General features: G+C 42.8%; 17 protein-coding genes, 1 pseudogene and 1 riboswitch. Of the genes and pseudogenes, 14 read left to right on the top strand and 4 right to left on the bottom strand.

What is annotated here, in order from left to right; genetic code table 11:
* Positions 1 to 266 precede the first annotated feature (266 nt).
* The 8 genes from IEW82_RS17080 to thiE all read left to right on the top strand — a co-directional run bounded on the left by IEW82_RS17080 (position 267) and on the right by thiE (position 7,334).
* Positions 267 to 983: a FadR/GntR family transcriptional regulator gene (locus IEW82_RS17080; RefSeq protein WP_188697473.1), complete on the top strand. Its 717-nt coding sequence runs from the start codon at positions 267 to 269 to the stop codon at positions 981 to 983.
* 123 nt (positions 984 to 1,106) lie between these two features.
* Positions 1,107 to 1,874 (top strand): (Fe-S)-binding protein, encoded by a 768-nt coding sequence (locus tag IEW82_RS17075; protein ID WP_188697470.1) that lies wholly within the window; start codon positions 1,107 to 1,109, stop codon positions 1,872 to 1,874.
* Positions 1,840 to 3,282 (top strand): LutB/LldF family L-lactate oxidation iron-sulfur protein, encoded by a 1,443-nt coding sequence (locus IEW82_RS17070; RefSeq protein WP_188697466.1) that lies wholly within the window; start codon positions 1,840 to 1,842, stop codon positions 3,280 to 3,282. Before IEW82_RS17075 ends, IEW82_RS17070 begins: the two co-directional genes overlap by 35 nt.
* On the top strand, positions 3,282 to 3,980 hold the full coding sequence (locus IEW82_RS17065) for a LutC/YkgG family protein (RefSeq protein WP_373285734.1): 699 nt from the start codon (positions 3,282 to 3,284) through the stop codon (positions 3,978 to 3,980). The genes IEW82_RS17070 and IEW82_RS17065 overlap by 1 nt, the downstream gene beginning before the upstream one ends.
* A 66-nt stretch (positions 3,981 to 4,046) precedes the next feature.
* A riboswitch (TPP riboswitch) is annotated at positions 4,047 to 4,159 on the top strand.
* Positions 4,160 to 4,505: 346 nt separating this feature from the next.
* Positions 4,506 to 5,015, top strand: coding sequence for an energy coupling factor transporter S component ThiW (gene thiW / locus IEW82_RS17060; protein ID WP_188697460.1), 510 nt, complete (start codon positions 4,506 to 4,508; stop codon positions 5,013 to 5,015).
* Complete coding sequence (gene thiD, locus IEW82_RS17055; protein ID WP_188697457.1) at positions 5,012 to 5,815, top strand: bifunctional hydroxymethylpyrimidine kinase/phosphomethylpyrimidine kinase; 804 nt, start codon at positions 5,012 to 5,014, stop codon at positions 5,813 to 5,815. Before thiW ends, thiD begins: the two co-directional genes overlap by 4 nt.
* Before the next feature lie 72 nt (positions 5,816 to 5,887).
* Positions 5,888 to 6,703, top strand: coding sequence for a hydroxyethylthiazole kinase (gene thiM, locus IEW82_RS17050; protein WP_188697452.1), 816 nt, complete (start codon positions 5,888 to 5,890; stop codon positions 6,701 to 6,703).
* The gene (gene thiE / locus IEW82_RS17045; RefSeq protein ID WP_188697449.1) at positions 6,690 to 7,334 is read left to right on the top strand and encodes a thiamine phosphate synthase; all 645 of its coding nucleotides are present in this window, start codon (positions 6,690 to 6,692) and stop codon (positions 7,332 to 7,334) included. Before thiM ends, thiE begins: the two co-directional genes overlap by 14 nt.
* Positions 7,335 to 7,445: 111 nt before the next feature.
* On the opposite strand, the gene IEW82_RS17040 is transcribed toward thiE, so the two are convergent.
* The gene (locus tag IEW82_RS17040) at positions 7,446 to 7,763 is read right to left on the bottom strand and encodes a winged helix-turn-helix transcriptional regulator (protein WP_188697446.1); all 318 of its coding nucleotides are present in this window, start codon (positions 7,761 to 7,763) and stop codon (positions 7,446 to 7,448) included.
* Between the two features lie 167 nt (positions 7,764 to 7,930).
* On the opposite strand from IEW82_RS17040, the gene IEW82_RS17035 reads away from it, so the two are divergent.
* The 4 genes from IEW82_RS17035 (at position 7,931) to IEW82_RS17020 (ending at position 13,603) form a co-directional block, all read left to right on the top strand.
* On the top strand, positions 7,931 to 8,791 hold the full coding sequence (locus tag IEW82_RS17035; protein ID WP_188697443.1) for an NAD-dependent epimerase/dehydratase family protein: 861 nt from the start codon (positions 7,931 to 7,933) through the stop codon (positions 8,789 to 8,791).
* A gap of 52 nt (positions 8,792 to 8,843) precedes the next feature.
* Positions 8,844 to 9,821: an aldo/keto reductase family protein gene (locus tag IEW82_RS17030; protein ID WP_188697440.1), complete on the top strand. Its 978-nt coding sequence runs from the start codon at positions 8,844 to 8,846 to the stop codon at positions 9,819 to 9,821.
* Positions 9,822 to 10,430: 609 nt separating this feature from the next.
* Entirely contained in the window at positions 10,431 to 11,903 is a 1,473-nt protein-coding gene (locus IEW82_RS17025; RefSeq protein WP_188697437.1) for an MDR family MFS transporter, read from the top strand.
* 215 nt (positions 11,904 to 12,118) lie between these two features.
* The gene (locus tag IEW82_RS17020) at positions 12,119 to 13,603 is read left to right on the top strand and encodes an aldehyde dehydrogenase family protein (protein WP_188697433.1); all 1,485 of its coding nucleotides are present in this window, start codon (positions 12,119 to 12,121) and stop codon (positions 13,601 to 13,603) included.
* A gap of 118 nt (positions 13,604 to 13,721) precedes the next feature.
* Here IEW82_RS17020 and IEW82_RS17015 read toward each other — a convergent pair whose 3' ends face one another.
* Positions 13,722 to 14,969 carry a YeeE/YedE family protein gene (locus IEW82_RS17015; RefSeq protein ID WP_188697429.1) on the bottom strand — a complete coding sequence of 416 codons (1,248 nt, stop codon included), beginning with the start codon at positions 14,967 to 14,969 and terminating at the stop codon, positions 13,722 to 13,724.
* Between the two features lie 266 nt (positions 14,970 to 15,235).
* Between IEW82_RS17015 and IEW82_RS17010 the strand changes: the two genes are divergently transcribed.
* Positions 15,236 to 16,639, top strand: coding sequence for a DHA2 family efflux MFS transporter permease subunit (locus IEW82_RS17010; protein WP_188697426.1), 1,404 nt, complete (start codon positions 15,236 to 15,238; stop codon positions 16,637 to 16,639).
* A gap of 371 nt (positions 16,640 to 17,010) precedes the next feature.
* On the opposite strand, the pseudogene IEW82_RS17005 reads toward IEW82_RS17010, so the two are convergent.
* Together IEW82_RS17005 and IEW82_RS20455 are read right to left on the bottom strand one after the other, a co-directional pair.
* Positions 17,011 to 17,589, bottom strand: a pseudogene (locus IEW82_RS17005) (transposase).
* A complete protein-coding gene (locus IEW82_RS20455) occupies positions 17,528 to 17,764 on the bottom strand; it encodes a transposase (RefSeq protein ID WP_373285733.1) in 237 nt (78 codons plus the stop codon). Before IEW82_RS20455 ends, IEW82_RS17005 begins: the two are co-directional and overlap by 62 nt.
* Positions 17,765 to 19,167: 1,403 nt before the next feature.
* Between IEW82_RS20455 and corA the strand changes: the two genes are divergently transcribed.
* Positions 19,168 to 20,106: a magnesium/cobalt transporter CorA gene (gene corA / locus IEW82_RS17000; RefSeq protein ID WP_229672743.1), complete on the top strand. Its 939-nt coding sequence runs from the start codon at positions 19,168 to 19,170 to the stop codon at positions 20,104 to 20,106.
* The last annotated feature ends 60 nt before the right edge of the window (positions 20,107 to 20,166 follow it).

The raw sequence follows: 20,166 nt of genomic DNA, 5'->3' as shown, positions 1-20,166 counted from the left end.
GTGAGCCCGTCATATCCCGAAAGAATAAGATGGGCGTTATATTGATCCATGATACTGCTTAAAAGAATAAAGAGCAGGAGTAGACCTCCAAAATAAGCATTTGTCTTAATGACGGCATCTTTCCTCCGAAAGCTTCATTTTTTAATAAAATACACTTTTTTGATTGTTTTTAGAAAGCGATTTCTTTATACTTATAATCAACAGGTTATCAGATGACCTGTTGATTAAAGGAAGTATCCTAAAGAGCTTCCCTGAGGTGAGGATTGTTGAATTATAAAAAGATTAGGAGCAAGAAAATCTATGAGGTTGTCATAGATGAACTCTTGCAGATGATTCATTCGGGAAAGCTAAAGCCGGGTGAAAAGTTAGCCTCTGTCCAGCAGCTTGCTGAAAATTTTCAGGTTGGACGTTCAGCCATTCGAGAGGCTCTAAGTGCTTTGCGTGTGATGGGGCTTGTTGATATGCGCCAAGGCGAGGGAACTTATGTCACAGAGCATAATCCGGCAGCCTTATCCAAAGCCATGTTTAGTTCGCTTTTAATGGATGAAAAAGACATTAAGAATCTGCTAGAAGTCCGCAGAATTTTAGAGCTTGGTGCGGTAGAGGCGGCAGCCAATCACAGGACAAAGACGGATTTAGAACATTTAAAAGCAGCGCTGCTGGAAATGAAAGAGGCAGGGGATGAAGAATTAGGAGAGAAAGCTGATCTTGCCTTTCATATGGGGCTTGCTACTGCTACGCAGAATCAGCTACTTGTTCATCTGATGTCTAACGTATCTGAGATTATGGTTGAAGCGATGCGTGAAACACGCAAGCTGTGGTTGTTTTCCCAACACAATACGTTGGAACAGATTTTTTTAGAGCATAAAGAAATCTATGAAGCTGTAGAATTAAGAGATGGTGTCAAGGCTCGGCGCTGTTTGCTGAACCACTTAGAGAGAGTGGAGGCGACATTATTGAAATACCATCAGAAAAAGGAATAAAAACTCAAAATCGTAAGAGGAGCCGTCCCTAAAAAGGGTTCCTCTAGTTATGATTAAGTCATCAGATGACCTGATTAATAGGATGGGTGAAAAATTATAGAGGCTGAAAAGGAGAGAGGACTGTTGAAAGTATCTTTATTTGTAACCTGCTTATCTGAAATGTTCTATCCTCATGTAGCCAAGGATATGACAGAAGTATTGGAGCGTCTTAACTGTGACGTGGAGTTTCCTAAAGGACAAATCTGTTGCGGTCAGCCAGCATTTAATAGTGGGTATTTGGAGGATGCTAAAAAGGCAGCGAAGCAGATGATTACTGCATTTGATGGGGCAGAATACGTGGTCACCCCTTCCGGATCTTGTGCGGCTATGTTTAAAGAATACCCAAGCATGTTTGCAGATGATGCTACATGGAAACAGCAGGCGGAGGCACTTGCTGATAAAACCTATGAATTGTGCCAGTTCATCGTTAATGTGTTAGGTGTGGAGGATCTTGGTGCTTCATTTCCTGCTAAAGCGACCTATCATACTTCTTGTCACATGACCCGATTGTTGGGAGAAACGGAAGCCCCCTTTAAATTATTAAGTCATGTTAAGGGGCTAGAACTCGTCCCGCTTAAAAATAATTATGACTGCTGTGGATTTGGTGGTACATTTTCTGTAAAAATGGTCCCCATATCTGAACAGATGGTCGATGAGAAGATTAGACATGTCGAAGAGACAGAGGCAGAGGTCCTTATTGGCGCCGATAATGGGTGTTTGATGAATATCCAGGGGAGAATCAACCGTCAAGGCAAGCGGATCAAAGTGTTGCATATAGCTGAAATTCTGAATCATCAACAGAAAGGGGGCGCTGAATATGCCAATGAAAATAGGGACGGAGCCCTTCTTTGAGCGTGTCGATCGCAGCATTCACGATGATTTTATGCGGCAGGCAATGGCATCTGCTCAAGATCGCTTAAGAGGAAGAAAGCTTGAGGCAACGGTCGGTGATGACTCTTTAATCGATTGGGAGCTATGGAGAAATGCTGGAGAGGAGATTCGCCGCCATACACTTGAAAATCTTGATTTTTATCTTGAGCAATTAAGTGAAAGCTATGCGGCTAGAGGGGGACATGTCTTTTTTGCAGCAACGGCTGAAGAAGCTAATCGGTATATTCAGGAGGTTGTTCAAAAAAAACAAGCTAAGCATGTTGTCAAAGCCAAATCAATGGTCACTGAAGAAATTGGTTTAAATGAAGCGTTGGAAGCTGTAGGCTGCGATGTTCTTGAATCAGACCTTGCAGAATACATCTTACAGATTGATGACCATGACCGTCCTTCTCATATTGTTGTCCCATCCTTACACAAGAATAAAGAACAAATCCGTGATACTTTCAGGGAAAAGCGCGGGTATACAAAATCTGAAAAGCCAGAGGAACTGGCCGCCTTTGCTAGGGAGGAACTGCGCGAGGCTTTTTTAAAAGCCGAGGTTGGGATAACTGGATGCAATTTTGCTGTTGCTGACTCAGGAACAGTTGCTCTTGTGACCAATGAGGGAAATGCCAATATGGTCACAACCCTGCCAGACACGCAAATAACGGTGATGGGAATGGAGCGCATTGTCCCCTCTTGGGAAGAACTCGATGTGCTCGTCACGCTGCTCTGTCGAAGTGCTGTTGGACAAAAATTAACAACCTATGTGACAGGCTTATCTCCAGATCTTGAAGCAGATAGTGTGGATAGTCCAAAGGATTATCACCTGGTCATTGTTGACGGAGGGCGCTCTAAGGCATTAGGAACAGAATTTCAGTCGGCATTACACTGCATTCGCTGTGCGGCATGCGTCAATGTTTGTCCCGTTTATCGCCATATTGGCGGCCATGCTTATGGTTCGATCTATCAGGGGCCTATCGGGGCTGTGCTTTCCCCCATTCTAGGTGGTTATGAGGAGTATGGGGAATTGCCATATGCTTCAAGCTTATGTGCAGCATGTACAGAAGCCTGTCCCGTGAAAATTCCCTTACACGAGCTCTTGATTAAGCACCGTCAGCGCTATGTTTCAGGCGGGGGCCATCCGAAGGCCAGTGAAAAACTATCCATGAAGGTCTTCGGTATCGGGGCTAGTTCACCATCGCTTTTTCAAATGGCTAAGGGAATGGCTCCAGCAATGTTAAGCCCCTTTACAAAGGAGAAGCGCATTGAGAAAGGTCCTGGACCGATGAAGCCGTGGACTGAAATCCGAGATTTTCCTGCTCCTAGCCGAGATAATTTTCGCAAGTGGTTCGATGAGCATAAAAAGAAAGCAGGTGATGACCAGTGATGCAGGGAACGATTCAAAATCGTGAGGGCTTTTTGAATACCATTGCTGAAAGATTAGGAAGACAGCGTAAGCAAAGTGTCAACAAACCTGAATGGAACGATCAACCACAGTTTGACGTGTACAAAGGCGCAACTCAAGATCAATTGCTCGACCGCTTTAAGCAAGCGTGTGAGCCTGTCCATACAGAAGTAAGAGAGACCTCTGTAAGTGAACTTCCTAACCAACTTAAAGAAACAATCATGGACTACGGTTCCGGCTCAATTGTGATTGGGAAGGATCAGCGTTTTGTTGATTTCGGATTAATGCCGACTTTAAAGCCTTTCGATGTTCATGAATGGGATATACAATTGGGACAAGAAAATATTGATAAGGCAGCACAAGCTAATATCGGTATTTCTTTTAGCGATATATCACTGGCTGAGTCGGGGACAACGGTGTTCTTAAGTGATAAACATAAAGCGCGTTCGATCAATTTATTGCCTTATTGCTCAATTGTGATTGTTGCTAAAAGCACGCTCGTCCCCCGCATCACCCAAGCGATGCGGATCATTGATCAACGGGTTAAAGCGGGTGAAACCATTGAGCCCTATATCAATATGATCTCAGGGCCAAGCAATAGTGCAGATATTGAGATGAATTTAGTCGTTGGGGTACACGGTCCAGTCAAAGTTGTCTATTTGCTTGTTAGGGATTGTTGATGATAAAAGAGTTGAACTCATCGCAACAACATGCTACAGTTTATGTGTATTACAATTTAATAGAGAAATGAGCACTAGGGGAGCTGGTAAGGCCAGCTGAGATTAAGACCCATCGCAGTCTTTGACCCTTGGAACCTGATCTGGTTTAGACCAGCGTAGGGAAGTCGCGACTGATCCTTGTCTTTATTTAATAGAGTCATTCAGACGCAAGCCTATTCTGGGGCTTGCGTTTTTTATTTATACTGTATCAGAATGTATAACTTTGCTATCGCTCTCAAAGGATGAGAGTATAAGTCGGGCTTTGACATTCGCCATGTTTGGTGACCACCTTAATGTATGAGCGCGAAAGTATGAACATCATACGCTTAGCGAAGCGGTAAAGTATAAGCCAAGTTTTCTAATTTAAAAGCCCCAAGTTTATTTTGATTCTCGCCTTCTTTACCTAGAGAGCTTTGGGTGGTGTAAAGCACCCTGGTCCCCATCAACATCCCCTAGCTGCATTATTGAGAAAGGAGCTTATCGATTATGACAACGAGAAAGCTTGTCTTCACAGCTCTTTTTGTAGCGCTGGGGGTCGTCACTGGAGATATTATTTTTATTCCCATTGGTGTTTCGAAGATTTTTCCTGTACAGCATGTGATTAACGTATTAACAGCTGTTTTGCTTGGTCCGTGGTACAGCGTCATTTGTGCCTTTACAATTTCAATCATCCGCAATGGTCTAGGGACGGGGTCTTTACTGGCTTTTCCAGGCAGTATGATCGGCGCCTTTCTGGCAGGCTACCTTTTTAGAAAAACAAGAATCATAGGGCTGGCGGTTATTGGTGAGATCATTGGAACAGGATTCATTGGGGCGCTTGCAAGCTATCCAATAGCAAAGCTCTTGTATGGCATGGATGTGGCAGCTTTTTACTTTGTTACGCCTTTTTCACTTGCTACAATTGCGGGAAGTATTCTTGCTTATATTATTTTAAAAAGCCTTCAGCATTATCGGCCCTTTATGAAATGGATGGGAAAGGACGGGATGAACAAATGAAGACAGCATTGACGATTGCCGGATCAGATTCCTCTGGAGGTGCAGGTATTCAGGCAGACTTAAAAACCTTTTCAGCTTTAGGCGTATATGGAATGAGTGTGCTGACGGCTGTGACTGCCCAAAATACCCAAGAGGTATCCGATGTTGAAGAGCTTTCACCGAAAATCATTGCCGGACAGATCGATGCGATCTTTCAAGATATCGATGTGGATAGCATTAAAATAGGTATGCTTTCCAATGAACAAGCGATTCGGGTGATTGCTGAACGCTTAAATGTCTATCGGCCGTATCCGGTTGTTTTGGATCCTGTGATGGTGTCTAAAAGTGGTTATGATTTGTTACGTCCAGCGGCCAAGAACGCTCTTCTCACTGAGCTTTTGCCTATGGCTACCTTGATTACTCCTAATTTAAAGGAGACAGAAGCCCTGTTGGGTTACCCTGTTACAACACTAAGAGAAATGGAGGAAGCTGCTAAGGCACTCGTGCACTTAGGGCCAAGGGCGGCACTTGTTAAAGGGGGGCATCTTGAAGGAGAGGCAGTCGATGTATTATTTGATGGCACGGACCTTCATCATTTTTCAGGCGAACGCGTACAAACGAAAAACACGCATGGAACAGGATGTACGTTATCTTCAGCCATCGCTGCTTTTATGGCTAAAGGTCGTCCGTTAGCGGAAGCAGTTACGGAGGCCAAGTGTTATATACAAAGAGCGATTGCAGAAGGATTATCAATAGGACACGGGCATGGACCGACCCATCACTTCCATGAATGGTATACCAAAGAGGGAATCAAAAAGTAAGAGCGTTTACTGTTGAAAGCATTGCGCCTGTATAGTGTTTCTCCATATTTACCAGAAAGGGGTGTCTTTATAATGGAAGACCTCACAACAATTGAACAACTCCTTGAACAAATCAAAGCCCAAAAGCCCTTAATTCATCATATTACCAATAGTGTAACGATCAATGATTGTGCAAATATAACGTTAGCAATTGGGGCAAGTCCAGTTATGGCAGATGAAGTAGAAGAAGCTGCAGAAATGACAACACATGCTCAGGCTTTAGTCATTAACATTGGAACATTATCTACGCGGACTATACCCGCAATGATTGCTTCTGGAGAAAAGGCTAATCAAAAAGGAATTCCAGTGATCTTTGATCCAGTCGGTGTCGGTGCAACGCCATTTCGAATGAGGGTTGCTAAGGAACTTCTTGAAACGCTTCATTTCTCAGTGCTCCGTGGAAATATGTCTGAAATTAAGGCACTTGCTGGATTAGAGACCCATGCTAAAGGCGTGGATGCTGGAGATGATATGGATGATGCTGTAAGCATCGCCAAACAGCTTGCAAAGCGTTACGATTGCATTGTCGCGGTAACTGGTAAGGAAGATATCGTTTCCGATGGTATAAAAGTAGCGACCATCAAGGCTGGTCACCCACTGCTTGCACAGGTCTCGGGGACAGGCTGCATGAGCAATTCACTGATTGCCTCGTTTGCTGCAGTGACAAGTGATAGTTTTTCGGCAACGATAGCTGGCCTTTATGCGATGGGAAGATCAGGAGAAATCGCGTTTAATAATTTACGAGAATTTGAAGGGGCCGGAACCTTTCACATTCGGTTGCTCGATGCGATTTCTCTCTTGTCATCTAACACTCTATTGGAAGGAGGACGCATCTATGTCCATTCTTAAGCCCATAGATTATTCAGTCTACCTCGTGACACAGCCGTATCGTTTTGATCAGGAGGAAGCGTATTTTGCTAAATTAGAGGCTGCTCTAAGAGGTGGCGTCACGCTTGTGCAGCTTCGAGAAAAGAGTCTTTCTACACGGGAGCTTTTACAGCTGGCCCAAAAAGTAAAGCGAATGACGGGAAAATACAAGGTACCTCTTATCATTAATGACCGACTTGATATTGCACTGGCTGTTGAGGCGGACGGGCTTCATGTTGGTCAAGAGGATTTACCTGTTACCCTGGCCAGACGTTTTCTCGGCAAGGATAAAATCATCGGTGTTTCAGCAGAAACCGTTCAACAAGCTCAGCAAGCGGCAAAGGAAGGGGCGGACTATTTAGGTGTAGGCTCCATCTTTCCAACACAGTCAAAAAAAGATGCAACCCCCGTCTCTCTAGAGACTCTGCGTTTGATTAAGCAATCGGTTCCTCTTCCCATTGTGGCGATCGGCGGGATCTCTTTAAGTAACATCGATGGTTTAACAGATGAAGGGCTGGCAGGTGTCGCTGTGATTTCAGCAATTCTCTCAGCTGACAATCCAGAGCAAGCCGCGCGCGATTTGCTGGGAACAATGAAGCGAATAAACGCGTGATAAAATCCTCTTAAGGATTCAATAGCCATCACCCCCATGGACATTGTTACTCCATGGGGGTTTTTTTGTCTTAAGGACTATTTAGCAGCTAGTTTGCTGAAATCCCTTCAATTACGCCCATTTGGATCCCCAGATTTTCATTTCCTTAATCATTTTGTGAAGCGCTTGTCCCTTTTCAGTTAAGGAATATTCGACAGTTGCCGGTACGGTAGGGTAAATGGTTCGAATGACGATCGTATTCTTTTCTAGGTGGCGCAATGTACTTGTTAATGCTTTAGGGCTAATGCCATTGATGGCCCTTTTGAGTTCACTGAAACGACGCGTTCCTTCAAATAATTCCTTCAAGACAAGAAAGGACCATTTACCACCAATGATATTTAAAGCCTTTTCAATGGAACACTCAATGGTTTCCGTATTTAATGCCTCCACAACATCACCTCATGTATAATTTTAATATTTACTATAAAATTGATACTAAATGAGCTTGCCTTAATTATATGAAAATTATTTCAGTTCTTCAAATGATATGGACGAGACGTTATGATAGGAATACAGGGGTAATGAATGCGTTTGCTATATTTAAGGAGGAATGGGTTATGTCTAAAGTTGTTATTACAGGCGGAAGTGGTTTATTAGGGCCAGCGGTAATTCAGGAGTTTATTGATCACGGGTATGACGTTATAAATGCCGATCGTGTGAAGCCAAAAGAAGAGCTATGTCCAACGGTGATTACGGATTTGACTCAGCTTGGTGAAGTTTATGGTGTTTTAGCAGGTGCTGATGCGGTCGTTCATCTAGCAGCTATTCCGGTTGCTTATTCACATCCTAATGAGGTGACTTTTCGCAATAATGTTATGTCCACTTATAATATTTTGGAAGCAGCTGCCAATCTCGGCATTCAAAAAGCGGTCATTACATCTAGCGAATCTTCTTATGGTATTGTTTTTGCTCGTCGTCCGTTAGAGCCTCAATATGTCCCAATAGATGAAGAGCATCCAAGATTTCCACAGGATAGCTATGGCTTATCTAAGATTGTCAATGAGCAGACAGCTGAGATGATTCATCAACGGACGGGCATGCAAATTGTTTCGATGCGTTTGGGAAATGTGATTTCTCTAGCAAAATATAAAAATTTTCCTGGATTTATTTATGAACCAGAGGCGCGTAAAAATATTTTGTGGAGTTACATCGATACCCGTGATGCGGCGGTGGCTTATCGATTAGCGATTGAAACCGACGATCTAGGGTGTATAGCTCTCAATATTACGGCTGATGATTCGAGTATGGCCATTAAAAGTCGCGAGCTTATGGCTGAGTGCTATCCAAATGTTACAGACTTTAGGGAGCCTTTGGAAGGCTACGAGACACTACTAAGCAATAAGAAGGCTAAGAGCGTTCTTAATTGGCAGCCTGTTCATCAATGGCGTGATCATGTGGATATTGCGAATGTCAAATAACAGCACCGACAGATTTAAAGCAATGAAAAAGTGTTCAAGGAGTGAAACATAGATGAAGTATAGACGTTTGGGGAATAGTGGACTAAAGGTAAGTGAGATCGGTTTAGGGAGTTGGCTCACCTATGGTGAAACCGTTGATATAGACAATGCTAAAGCCATTATTCATAAGGCTTATGAATCCGGTATTAACTTTTTTGATACAGCAAATGCCTACAACCGCGGAGAGGCAGAACGTGTGGTCGGACCAATCTTGGCAGAATTTCCTAGAGAAAGCTATGTTTTAGCGACAAAAGTTTATTTTCCAATGGGGGATGGGCCAAATGATCGAGGCCTTTCACGAAAACACATTGTCGAACAATGTGAAGCCAGTTTAAAGCGGTTGGGTGTTGACTACATCGATTTATATCAGTGCCATCGCTTTGATGAAGAGTCTCCAACTGAGGAAACATTAATGGCATTAGATGATCTCGTCCGCCAAGGAAAAATTCTTTATTACGGTGTTAGTGAGTGGACTGCGGCCCAGATTACGGATGCTGTGCATATTACGAAACAACGCAATCTGCACCCCTTGGTATCTAATCAGCCAATTTATAATATGCTTGTGCGTTATATTGAGAAGGAGGTATTGCCTGTAAGTCAGAGAGAAGGCCTTGGTCAAGTTGTCTTTTCACCACTGGCCCAAGGTATTTTGACAGGGAAATATAAGCCAGGACAACAGGTTCCTGCGGAGAGCCGAGCGGCTAATGAGCGGATTAATGGCTTGATTAAAACCTATCTGAAGGATGAGATATTGGCGCGGGTTGCACGCTTGGAAGAAATCGCTAAGAATGCGTTTGATGCTAAGCTTTCACAGCTGGCCATTGCTTGGGTGTTAAGACAGCCAGGTGTAAGCTCCGCTATTGTGGGTGCCAGCCGTCCGGCTCAAATTGAGGAGAATGTTAAAGCGACAACACTTGAACTTTCTGACGATGTGTTAGCAGAGATTGCTGGCCTCTTAAAGGAAATTGATGATTTTGTGCCTAAATGGTAAGCATAAGAGATAGTGCGGTGAACCGTGCTATCTCTTTTTTTGTACTATCAGAATGTATAACTTCGCTGGCACTCTCAAAGGAAGAATGGTATAGGTCGGGCTTTGACTTTCGCCACCTAAGCTTAGCGCCAGCCTAAGTGTGTGATGTGCAAAAAAAAATCCCATCAGGAGTACCAGCGAAGCGGTACAGGCCAAGTTTCTAAAAGGATCATAACGTACTAAATGATGCACGTTTCCGCTCCAATCCACTTGACCTGGGAATGAAGCCTCTTCCATATATGATGCTCTATACCTGGACAAGAACTGGACGACTTTGTTCGGTTTTTCTTATATTAAAAAGAGAGACAGTGTGACGTTATAAATTTTGATAGTGTAACAATAAATAACACGAATATCATAGGGCATTGCTATGGGAGTTTCCTCTCATTACCCTCTAATTAAAAAGGATCGGGTATTGCCTGTTTTTTTTTCAGTCATGAATGGGGTCGCTCCACTTTTTGAGCGTGATTTATGGATGTTAGAAGTCTGAACAAAAATGTTGACGTGTGACCGACTGGTCATTTATACTTGTAGTTACTGACCGGCAAGTCTAGAAAGTGAGGAAAAAATATGACAGATACGGCTTCACATACAGAACAAAATTTCAAAAGAGCACCTATTGTCATGATCATGTTGATCGGCGCGTTTGTTGGCTTATTAAATGAGACGCTTCTCACCACAGCGCTCCCGCATATCATGGCTGCCTTTAATATTACAGAAAATACGGTGCAATGGCTGACGACGGCTTACTTATTAACCAATGGGATTATGATTCCTATCAGTGCCTTTTTAATCGTGAAATTTTCAACCCGCAGGCTTTTTATAACATCTATGGTGTTATTTACCCTTGGTACATTAATTGCTGCGCTCTCCCAATCCTTTGAAGTTCTACTTTTGGGAAGAATTGTGCAGGCGGCTGGGTCCGGTGTTATGATGCCCTTGATGATGAACGTCTTTCTAACGATTTTCCCTGAAGAGAAAAGGGGAGCAGCAATGGGGCTGTCTGGCATTGTCATCGCCTTTGCTCCAGCTATCGGGCCATCGTTATCAGGATGGTTGGTAGAGAATTATGCATGGCGCTCTCTTTTCTATGTCGTTTTACCTATTGCTATTATCGTTGTGATTCTTGCCATTGTTTATATGAAAAATGTTATTCCATTGACACGGCCCAAAATTGATATCTTATCGATTTTACTCTCTTCCGTAGGCTTTGGCGGCCTTCTGTATGGCTTTAGTAATGCAGGGAATAAAGGCTGGGGGAGTCCCTATGTTTACATCAGCTTGATCGTTGGTGGCATTGTATTAATGTTCTTTATCTGGCGCCAACTTGCGATGAAACAGCCTTTATTGGAGTTTAAAGTCTTTAAAATCGGTGTGTTCTCTCTAACTATTTGCCTTGGTATGGTCGTTATGATGTCCTTAATCGGGGCTGAAACCATACTCCCTATTTATATGCAAAATATGCGTAATTTTACAGCGTTTGATTCAGGATTAATGCTGTTGCCTGGTGCGATTGTCATGGGCATCATGTCTCCAGTTACAGGAATGGTTTTTGATAAGATTGGTGCAAGATGGCTGGCTGTCATTGGATTAGCTATAGTCGCCCTTGGCACGCTTCCCTTTGCATTTCTAGATCAATCGACGTCATTTGCCTTTTTATCTGTCATGTATGCCATCCGGATGTTTGGTTTATCGATGGCGATGATGCCAATCTTTACTGCAGGATTAAATCAATTGCCACAGAGCATGCATCCACATGGAACTGCGATGTTAAATACGCTCCAACAAGTAGCGGGCTCGATTGGAACAGCGGTACTATTTACAATTATGAGTAATGTATCAAAGCATCAGCTAAGTGACGCCAAAGCCTCGGGAGCGATTCCTAATCCGATTGAAGCGAGCATTCATGGTGTGAATATCTCGTTCATTGTTGTCACCTGTTTGGCAGTTGTTGCTTTAGTCATGGCCTTCTTCCTTAAAAATCCAAAGAAACAAGGGAAGGATTCGAAAGAACAAAAAGTTGTCCCTGTAACTGAAAATTAGTTGAAAAGTGATCACATCCCTTCATACCATTGAAGGGATGTTTTCTTTACCATGAGAAGTTGGAGAGAAAAGCCAAAAGTAAGGCCTCCCTACTAAAATGCTTATGTCGAGTCGAAGATTGTCGATAAAAAAATCAATAAATTCACTCATTATGAAAGGGTTTTCTTCATTAAATATAGAAGTAGTTTTACAAAACTTACTAAGGAGGTTTTTGTATGGTATTACCAGCTTTATCCATCTCGGAACGATTAGCAGAGTTTCTTAAAGGGAAAAAGAAAATGTATATCAATGGTCAATGGGTAGAATCGGCAACTGGTAAAACATTTGAAACCTTAAACCCTGCAACGGGAGAGGTCCTTGCTGAAGTGTATGAAGCCGGAGAAGAAGACGTGAATCGGGCCGTTGAGGCCGCTCGCTATGCCTTCGACGAGGGAGAATGGTCGCGACTTGGTACAGCGGATCGCAGTCGGCTGATCTATAAGCTTGCTGATCTCATGGAAGAGCACAAGGAAGAGCTTGCGCAGCTCGATACATTGGATAATGGTAAACCCATACGTGAAACAACCGCTGCGGATGTCCCGCTTGCCATCGAGCATTTCCGCTATTACGCTGGATGGGCAACAAAAATTGTTGGGCAAACCATCCCAGTTCAAGGTGACTTTTTTACTTATACAAGACATGAGCCCGTTGGCGTTGTCGGGCAAATCATTCCCTGGAATTTTCCACTTTTAATGGCAGCTTGGAAGCTTGGTGCCGCCCTTGCCTCTGGGTGTACAGTTGTTCTAAAGCCTGCCGAGCAAACTCCGTTATCAGCATTATACTTAGCACAACTGGCTGAAGAAGCAGGATTCCCTAAAGGTGTATTAAATGTATTGCCTGGATATGGTGAAACGGCTGGTGCTCCATTAGTTCAACATCCGCTAGTAAATAAAATTGCTTTTACCGGTTCTACTGAAGTTGGAAAGTCAATCATGGCTGAGGCCTCGAAATCTCTCAAACGGGTCACTTTGGAATTAGGCGGAAAGTCACCAAACATCATTCTCCCAGATGCGGATATGACTCGGGCAATACCGGGAGCACTGTCAGGCATTATGTTCAACCAAGGTCAGGTATGTTGTGCAGGCTCTCGGCTATTCATCCAAAAGAAATCGTTTGATAATGTTCTGGCAGATCTGGTTTCTCACTCTCAATCTATTAAACAGGGCGAAGGGTTGAATCAAGAGACAGAGATGGGACCGCTGGTTTCAAAAGAACAACAAAATCGTGTCATAAGTTATATCAATAAAGGCAAAGAAGAGGGGGCTGAACTGTTAACAGGGGGTAAATTTACTGAACAAGGTTATTTTGTAGAGCCAACAGTCTTTGCTGATGTTGATGATCGTATGACCATTGCTAAGGAAGAGATTTTCGGTCCAGTAGTGGCAGCGATGCCCTTTGAAGATTTAGATGAAGTGATTGAGCGGGCCAATCGAACAAATTATGGTTTGGCAGCGGGACTTTGGACGGAGAACGTGAAATCGGCTCATTATGTTGCCAAACGTATAAAAGCAGGAACAGTTTGGGTTAATTGCTACAATGTTTTTGATGCGGCAGCCCCATTTGGAGGCTATAAAGAGTCAGGAATGGGACGAGAAATGGGCTCTTACGCTTTGAACAATTATAATGAAGTCAAAACCGTTTGGATCAATATGGGTGAATAAGCACTGACCCAAACCCCAAAATCCCAAAATGCTTTACAAATGTCCAGACCTTTTATAAGGTGAATTGTGATCACTATAAAAAAGCGCCGGCAGTCATTCTACTGTCGGCGCTTTTGACTTAACAAAAACGATCGTCTGAGCTTGGTACTTTCATGCCAAATAATGGACGGATATAAAGGGCTGTGTACGAACCGAGCATCGCAAAGATCAACCAGACCCAACCGTGCAGGCTGAAGGAAGCTATGCCACTGAAATAGGCCCCGATATTACAGCCAAAGGCAATCCGTGCTCCATATCCCATTAAGATACCACCAATAAGTGCGCTTGCGATGAGCTTACCGGACATTTTTGTAAAGAAAAATAATCCACCTATTGTCGCTGCGATAAACGCTCCAATAATCACGCCAAAGTCCATTATTGACGTAGAGTCGGCAAAAACAGACTGGTGAAGCGCAGCGGTTTTACCTTGCCAATAAATCCAATGTTCTGGATGCATACCGAGTGCCTGGCTGATTTGCGATCCCCATAGTGCAAAAGCAGATGTGACTCCCCATGGCGAATTTCTTGTCATCAGCGTAAGCGCATTAAGAACGGCAAGAACAATGCCACCGACCATCATTGGCCAAGATCCGCGTAGGATGCGTGCAATCCCATGACTCGTTGGAAGGGGCGCCATTTTTGGAGAATGACGTTTTCTTTCGACAGCAAGGCTGATGAAAAAGATGGCAGCGAAAATGATCATCTGAATGACCCAGCCACCAAAATACCCTAGTCCTGTTGATGTAGCAAAAGAAAAAGGTTTAAAGGCGGGGAGATCATTCATCCAGAAGTTCCAATGCAATGCCCCAATAACGGAACCGATGACAAAGCCAATAATCGTAATATAATTCTCACTTTTGCCTCCACCAATATGGTAAAGTGTTCCTGATGCACAGCCTTCTCCCATTTGCATACCGATACCGAAAAGAAAGGAGCCGACAACAACACTGACGCCTACTGGTGAAACAGAAGCTGTTGGCGTCCCTCCGAAAAAGGAATAGCCGGTGCTGAGAATAATTGCAAACAAAGTACTTGCAACCGCAAGCATCACCATTTGTGCCCGAATGCCTTCCCCATTACCAACTGCTAAAAAGCGTCTAAAAGCAGATGTGAAGCCAAATCTTGAATGAAATAAAGCAAATCCAAGAGCAAGGCCAAGCCATAATTGTACGCCTAGGCTTGTGCCGCCATAATGAAAGGCCAGGATATCTATGAGTATAGCTAAAATAAGACCAAGACCGATCAATAAAGATTGAGGTCTGCCTAGTTTTTTTACTAGACCTTCTAACTTAGAAGTGGAAGAACCGTTTAAATTAGCTGTAGTCAACTAAAACACCTCATTTCTTATGTTTTTACTAGGAATTAATAAAGTCGACATTTAATGTACCACCATTAACAGGTGACGTCAATGGTTTTGCTGATTTTTGCGATAGCTTAACGCGTAGTCAGCATATGAAATAGGAGGAGCTGAGCGAATTCCTTTTTGCCTTTATATAAGTTTGGTACAATCAATGTTAAGTCCTTAGACAGGTTAGGGTGACAATATTGTCACTCTGTTTTTATTATGGTAAATGAGAAAGGAGAATGTTTTAAATGACGACGCAACAACAAGCGACCCCTGAGTTCAAAAGAGGTTTGATTGTCGCTGTTTTAATCTCAGGTGCCTTTGTTGCTATTTTGAATCAAACATTGCTGGCGACCGCCCTTCCTCATATAATGAAGGATTTAAGTCTAGACAATACAACGGTTCAGTGGTTACAAACAGTTTTTCTATTAGTCAATGGGATTATGATTCCCATTACGGCATTTTTGATCGGGAGTTTTTCAACGCGTAAGCTGTTTTTAACAGCTATCGCTTTGTTTGGGATTGGTACATTGATCTGTGCGGTGGCTCCTAATTTTGGCTTCTTGATCGTTGGACGCATTATTCAGGCATCGGGGGCAGGGATTATCATGCCACTTATGCAGACAATCTTTTTCGCCATCTTCCCTATCGAAAAACGCGGGGCAGCAATGGGGATGTTCGGCTTGGTTATTGCCTTTGCTCCAGCGATAGGTCCGACATTATCAGGATGGATCGTTACGAATCATTCATGGAGAGTGCTGTTTTACATTGTTCTTCCTATTGCAATTTTGGATTTTATTTTTGCCTTTTTTATTTTAAAGAATGTGACAAAGCTGACATATCCAAAACTCGATATTTTTTCTATTATATTATCGACAATAGGTTTCGGCGGGCTATTGTACGGATTTAGTACTGCGGGAACAAAAGGATGGGGAGACATCGAAGTCATTGTGACGCTGGCTGTCGGTGCCGTTGCGCTAATCCTATTTATCATCCGTCAATTGAAATTGCAACAGCCTATCCTTGAATTTAGAGTATTTAAGTATGGGACCTTCACTTTAACAACAGCTATTGGTATGATCGTTTTCTTAGTGATGATTTCAGGGGCGACTATTCTTCCTCTTTATATGCAGGATATGCTAGGCTATTCGCCGCTTAAATCAGGTGTGATGTTGCTCCCAGGTGCTATTGTGATGGGCGTTTTATCTCCGATCACAGGAAGAATCTTTGATAAAATAGGTGCGCGTTGGCTGGCGCTTGTCGGACTAATTATTACGACTATCACAACCTTTACCTTTACGAATCTATCAGCACATACTTCTTATACTTATTTGGCAACCATGTGGGCGATTCGCATGTTTGGTATAGCGATGGTCATGATGCCAGTTACAACAGCCGGTCTCAATCAATTGCCGCAAAAGCTCATCCCACATGGAACAGCGATGAATAATACGATGCGGCAAGTGGCAGGTTCTATTGGTACGGCGCTTATGTTCACCATTATGGCCAACACAGCATTAGATGTTAAAACACACGGTATTCAAGGGATAATCCACGGTGTGAATGTCGCATTTTTTGTCGCAGCATGTATCTGTATTATTGGCATTGCACTATCCTTCTTCATTAAAAAAACACGTCGCGTGGCGGAGTAACAGCAGATTAAATGAAGTGTTAGACTTTCTAATGAAGCATTCATTAGAAAGTCTATTTTTTGATCATTAAGAGACCTGATTTATTCATACCTGCAAAGAAAACGAGGTTTAAGTACAAAACCATACTTTTCATTCCTTTATTAGGAAAAGGACGGCGTTATACTGCGATGAAGAAATAAAAATAATTAGGCACTGTGCGATCACCTGTTTTTGGGCATACTCCACCCTTGGTGCCTAAAAAAGTTTTAAAAGCTCTTTCCTGAAAGGGAGTTTTCTATTTGCCCTCTGAAGTCAGGCATGGCATCAGCAGGTGATTTCCGCTCCTGGCACTCGCTTTCCGCGGGCGGTCTNTCTCGCGCCATACGCTCCAATCACTCGAGTTTTAATGCTTGAATGCGTTGAAGTATGTCCCAAAAAAACGTTTGATACACGAAACTGGAAGAACATTTGAAGTACAAAGATCGCCCTGACTTTACTCATTTGCTGGCCACTTTAATGATCCTTGTCCGTATGGGTTGGATTGGCATATTCTTTTGTCCCTCTGGAAAGCAATGCGTACGAAGCCAGTAGGTTGTACGCCAGCAGGCTTAAGCATCATTCTTACCTCATTAACTTGGAAGGAATGGCTGCACATTCTATCAAAGTTAAAACCATTCTTACTTCCTTGATGTAATTTTCCATCGTTCCTCTTTTCTGATAAGCGCGGACAATCGCCTTCGGTGAAAAAGCATCCATAGGTTTGTCACAAAGAAAGAATGGGTGAAAAACAATTCTCCAGCCGGCCGAACGGATTGGACAATCACATTTCGCGGTTTAGCCCATGACCGCGCTTGATAGTCCATCTCTTCATAATGCATTTCCGTCTTTGATACATCGGACGGCATTGAGTTAGGGTGTAGCTCTTTTGCGAGACTTTGTAAACTGGCGTTGGACTTCATTCGAGTGAACAAAGTAATGCCTTTCATCCTTTAGTTTGAGATGTTGAATCAAAGTTTGGGAGAAATCCACTTTTTCGTCGCATTCTCGGAAAATGAACTCACCGGTATCGGAGGAAAGTAATCCTCCATCATTTGACAATTTCATTTGGCGATTGAAATCAAGCGTTATTTGCGGTAAAGGAGCCAATATAAGAATCCTTTCCGGTGGTTATTTTGTGGTGATTTAACCTTATCAGAAATGGATTCTTTTTTCATTTATTTGATGCGTTGAAATACAGAATAAACCACTTGATAGATAAACCTTTTTACTGTGTTTTGGGAACTTCTATGAATAGTCTAGGTATAACTTTTCGTTGCTACCTTTTAGGGATAAGCTAATGGCATGTGTTAAAAGGTCTACATCTTCTGTTTCATTGAGGGAGAATTTGTTATTTTACCTCAGCTTTTTGTTACGCTCAGCCCTGGATTCGGAAGCCTGCCCCGCGGTTTTGTTCTCTTTTCGGAAAATTCAAGCATTATTTGTTATTTCGCCCGAGGCTTTTGTTAACAGGGCAGGACTTTTGTTCCTTTGAAACTGGCTTTTGTTAACTTGCCTCAGCCTTTTGTTGCACGCAGACTCTGATTCGGAAACTTACACCGGGGATTCGTTCTCTATTCGGAAACTTCAAGCATTATTTGTTAATTTAGTCGAGACTTTCGTTAAAAGGGGCTGGTCTTTCGTTAAGTTGTAATGCTTTTTGTTACGCCCACCCCTGGATTCGGAAACTTGAATCCCGGATTTGCTCGCTATTTGTTCACTTCGCGTTTTATTTGTTATTTTTGCTGAGGCATTTGTTAAAATGCCTACGGTTTTTGTTCAAAGATCAGAAAGTATAAAATTTCTGGTCACGAGACCGGTGCGCGATTCCGCTCCAGGCCGCTCGCTTTCCGCGGGGAAGCGGTAAGCCTCCTCGCGCCTTCTTACTGGTAAGGTCTTACCGATCTCCCACTTCCCGCAGGAGTCTTTTAGTCTCTGCATCATGAGTCAGCGGCGCCCGAGGAACACATGATTTTAGAGTGTTCCGAATCTCGAGCCTTGCGCTCCATTCCACTTGACCAGGCAATGAAGCCTAGTTCATATTGGATGATGCCCTATACTAAGGACAAAGACCGGGCATGCTTTTCGCCCGGTTTTTCTTATCTTTTCGGAAACTTCAAGCATTATTTGTTATTTCGCCCGAGGCTTTTGTTAAAAGGAGCTGGACTTTTGTTGCATTGAAACTGGCTTTTGTTCTCTTGCCTCGCCCTTTGTCGCGCTCGCGTCTTGATTCGGAAGCCTGTCTTCAGCTTTGGTCTTCAAATTGATAGGTCTCTCAAATAGATATTAAGAATAAGTGTAGCAGTGAGACATGCTGGAAGTGAGGAAATATCTTATTGTTTTAAATTTTAAAAAATGGGTCAGACGTGGTGATATCTATCCACTGTTCTAAAGTACAAAGTTTCGTTAAAATGGTGATGAAGCTTCTAATAGAATGAAGTTTAAATGCCACATTAAGAGGAAATATAAACAATACAATAAAAATAAAAGGAATGACAAGCGCCTTGATCAGAATGATGACCGATAAGGGAGAAATCCATCAGCCTGTGAATATCGGGGATGTGATGGCAGATAGCAGTGACAATCAGTGGGTTTGGGTAGATTTCTCTTTACCGACTGAAGCGGACATACGCTTATTAAGTGAAGTGTTTCACTTTCACCCACTGGCCATTGAGGATTGTCTGCATTTTCTACAGCGACCAAAACTGGATTATTATGATGGCTATAACTTTTATGTCTTGCATTCTCTAAACCAAGAAACATTAGGGGCAGAAGAAGTAGATCTCTTTGTTTCCGAGCGTTTTCTGGTTTCATTCCATCATGATCCTGTAGTCGAAATTGATGAGGTTTGGAATAGTATTCTCGTTTCTAAAAAGGTCGATTCCCCAGCACAATTGCTATATCATATTTTGGATAAAATCGTCGATATGTATTTTCCTGCAGCTTATAATATTGAAGACGCACTGAATGACTTAGAAGACAAGTTAGAAGAACGTATTAAGGGGGATCTCATTGATCAAATCTTTGACATGCGTAAGGATTTAATCAAATTGCGACGCTCCTTTCAATCCACGCGTGAGCTGGTGTACAGAATGCTGAATTCTGAGCGGCTCAAAGAAGTGACAGAGCGCAAGGTTTATTTTAATGATATCTATGATCATCTTATCCGGCTGACAGAAATCGTTGACTCAAGCCGTGAAATGACGGCAGATATGCGTGATAGCTATTTTTCTCTCAACTCTAATCGCATGAATTCCATTATGATGACGTTGACCGTCATTTCTTCTATTTTTATCCCACTGACCTTTATCGTTGGTGTGTATGGCATGAATTTTGATAACATGCCAGAGCTTCACTGGCATTATGGGTATTACGGCGTGATGGTGATCATGCTGGCGATTGGGGTAGGGATGGTCGCATGGTTTATTAAAAAAGGCTGGTTTAAATCATAAACAGACACCAAACAGCTTATTATCCGATCTGGAGGTAAAGTGCTCGGTGTCTTTTAGCAC

Source organism: Pullulanibacillus camelliae, assembly GCF_014642655.1.
Classification (GTDB): Bacteria; Bacillota; Bacilli; order Bacillales; family Sporolactobacillaceae; genus Pullulanibacillus; species Pullulanibacillus camelliae.
The sequence above is the reverse complement of the archived record's forward strand: the minus strand, read 5'-3'. Positions and strand labels throughout refer to the sequence as shown.

Excerpts from the sequence above, each read along its gene's own strand:
- IEW82_RS17070 (WP_188697466.1), top strand. The coding sequence starts at position 1,840 with ATGCCAATGAAAATAGGGACGGAGCCCTTCTTTGAGCGTGTCGATCGC.
- IEW82_RS17065 (WP_373285734.1), top strand. The coding sequence starts at position 3,282 with ATGCAGGGAACGATTCAAAATCGTGAGGGCTTTTTGAATACCATTGCT.
- thiW (WP_188697460.1), top strand. The coding sequence starts at position 4,506 with ATGACAACGAGAAAGCTTGTCTTCACAGCTCTTTTTGTAGCGCTGGGG.
- thiD (WP_188697457.1), top strand. The coding sequence starts at position 5,012 with ATGAAGACAGCATTGACGATTGCCGGATCAGATTCCTCTGGAGGTGCA.
- thiM (WP_188697452.1), top strand. The coding sequence starts at position 5,888 with ATGGAAGACCTCACAACAATTGAACAACTCCTTGAACAAATCAAAGCC.
- thiE (WP_188697449.1), top strand. The coding sequence starts at position 6,690 with ATGTCCATTCTTAAGCCCATAGATTATTCAGTCTACCTCGTGACACAG.
- IEW82_RS17035 (WP_188697443.1), top strand. The coding sequence starts at position 7,931 with ATGTCTAAAGTTGTTATTACAGGCGGAAGTGGTTTATTAGGGCCAGCG.
- IEW82_RS17030 (WP_188697440.1), top strand. The coding sequence starts at position 8,844 with ATGAAGTATAGACGTTTGGGGAATAGTGGACTAAAGGTAAGTGAGATC.
- IEW82_RS17025 (WP_188697437.1), top strand. The coding sequence starts at position 10,431 with ATGACAGATACGGCTTCACATACAGAACAAAATTTCAAAAGAGCACCT.
- IEW82_RS17020 (WP_188697433.1), top strand. The coding sequence starts at position 12,119 with ATGGTATTACCAGCTTTATCCATCTCGGAACGATTAGCAGAGTTTCTT.
- IEW82_RS17010 (WP_188697426.1), top strand. The coding sequence starts at position 15,236 with ATGACGACGCAACAACAAGCGACCCCTGAGTTCAAAAGAGGTTTGATT.
- corA (WP_229672743.1), top strand. The coding sequence starts at position 19,168 with ATGATGACCGATAAGGGAGAAATCCATCAGCCTGTGAATATCGGGGAT.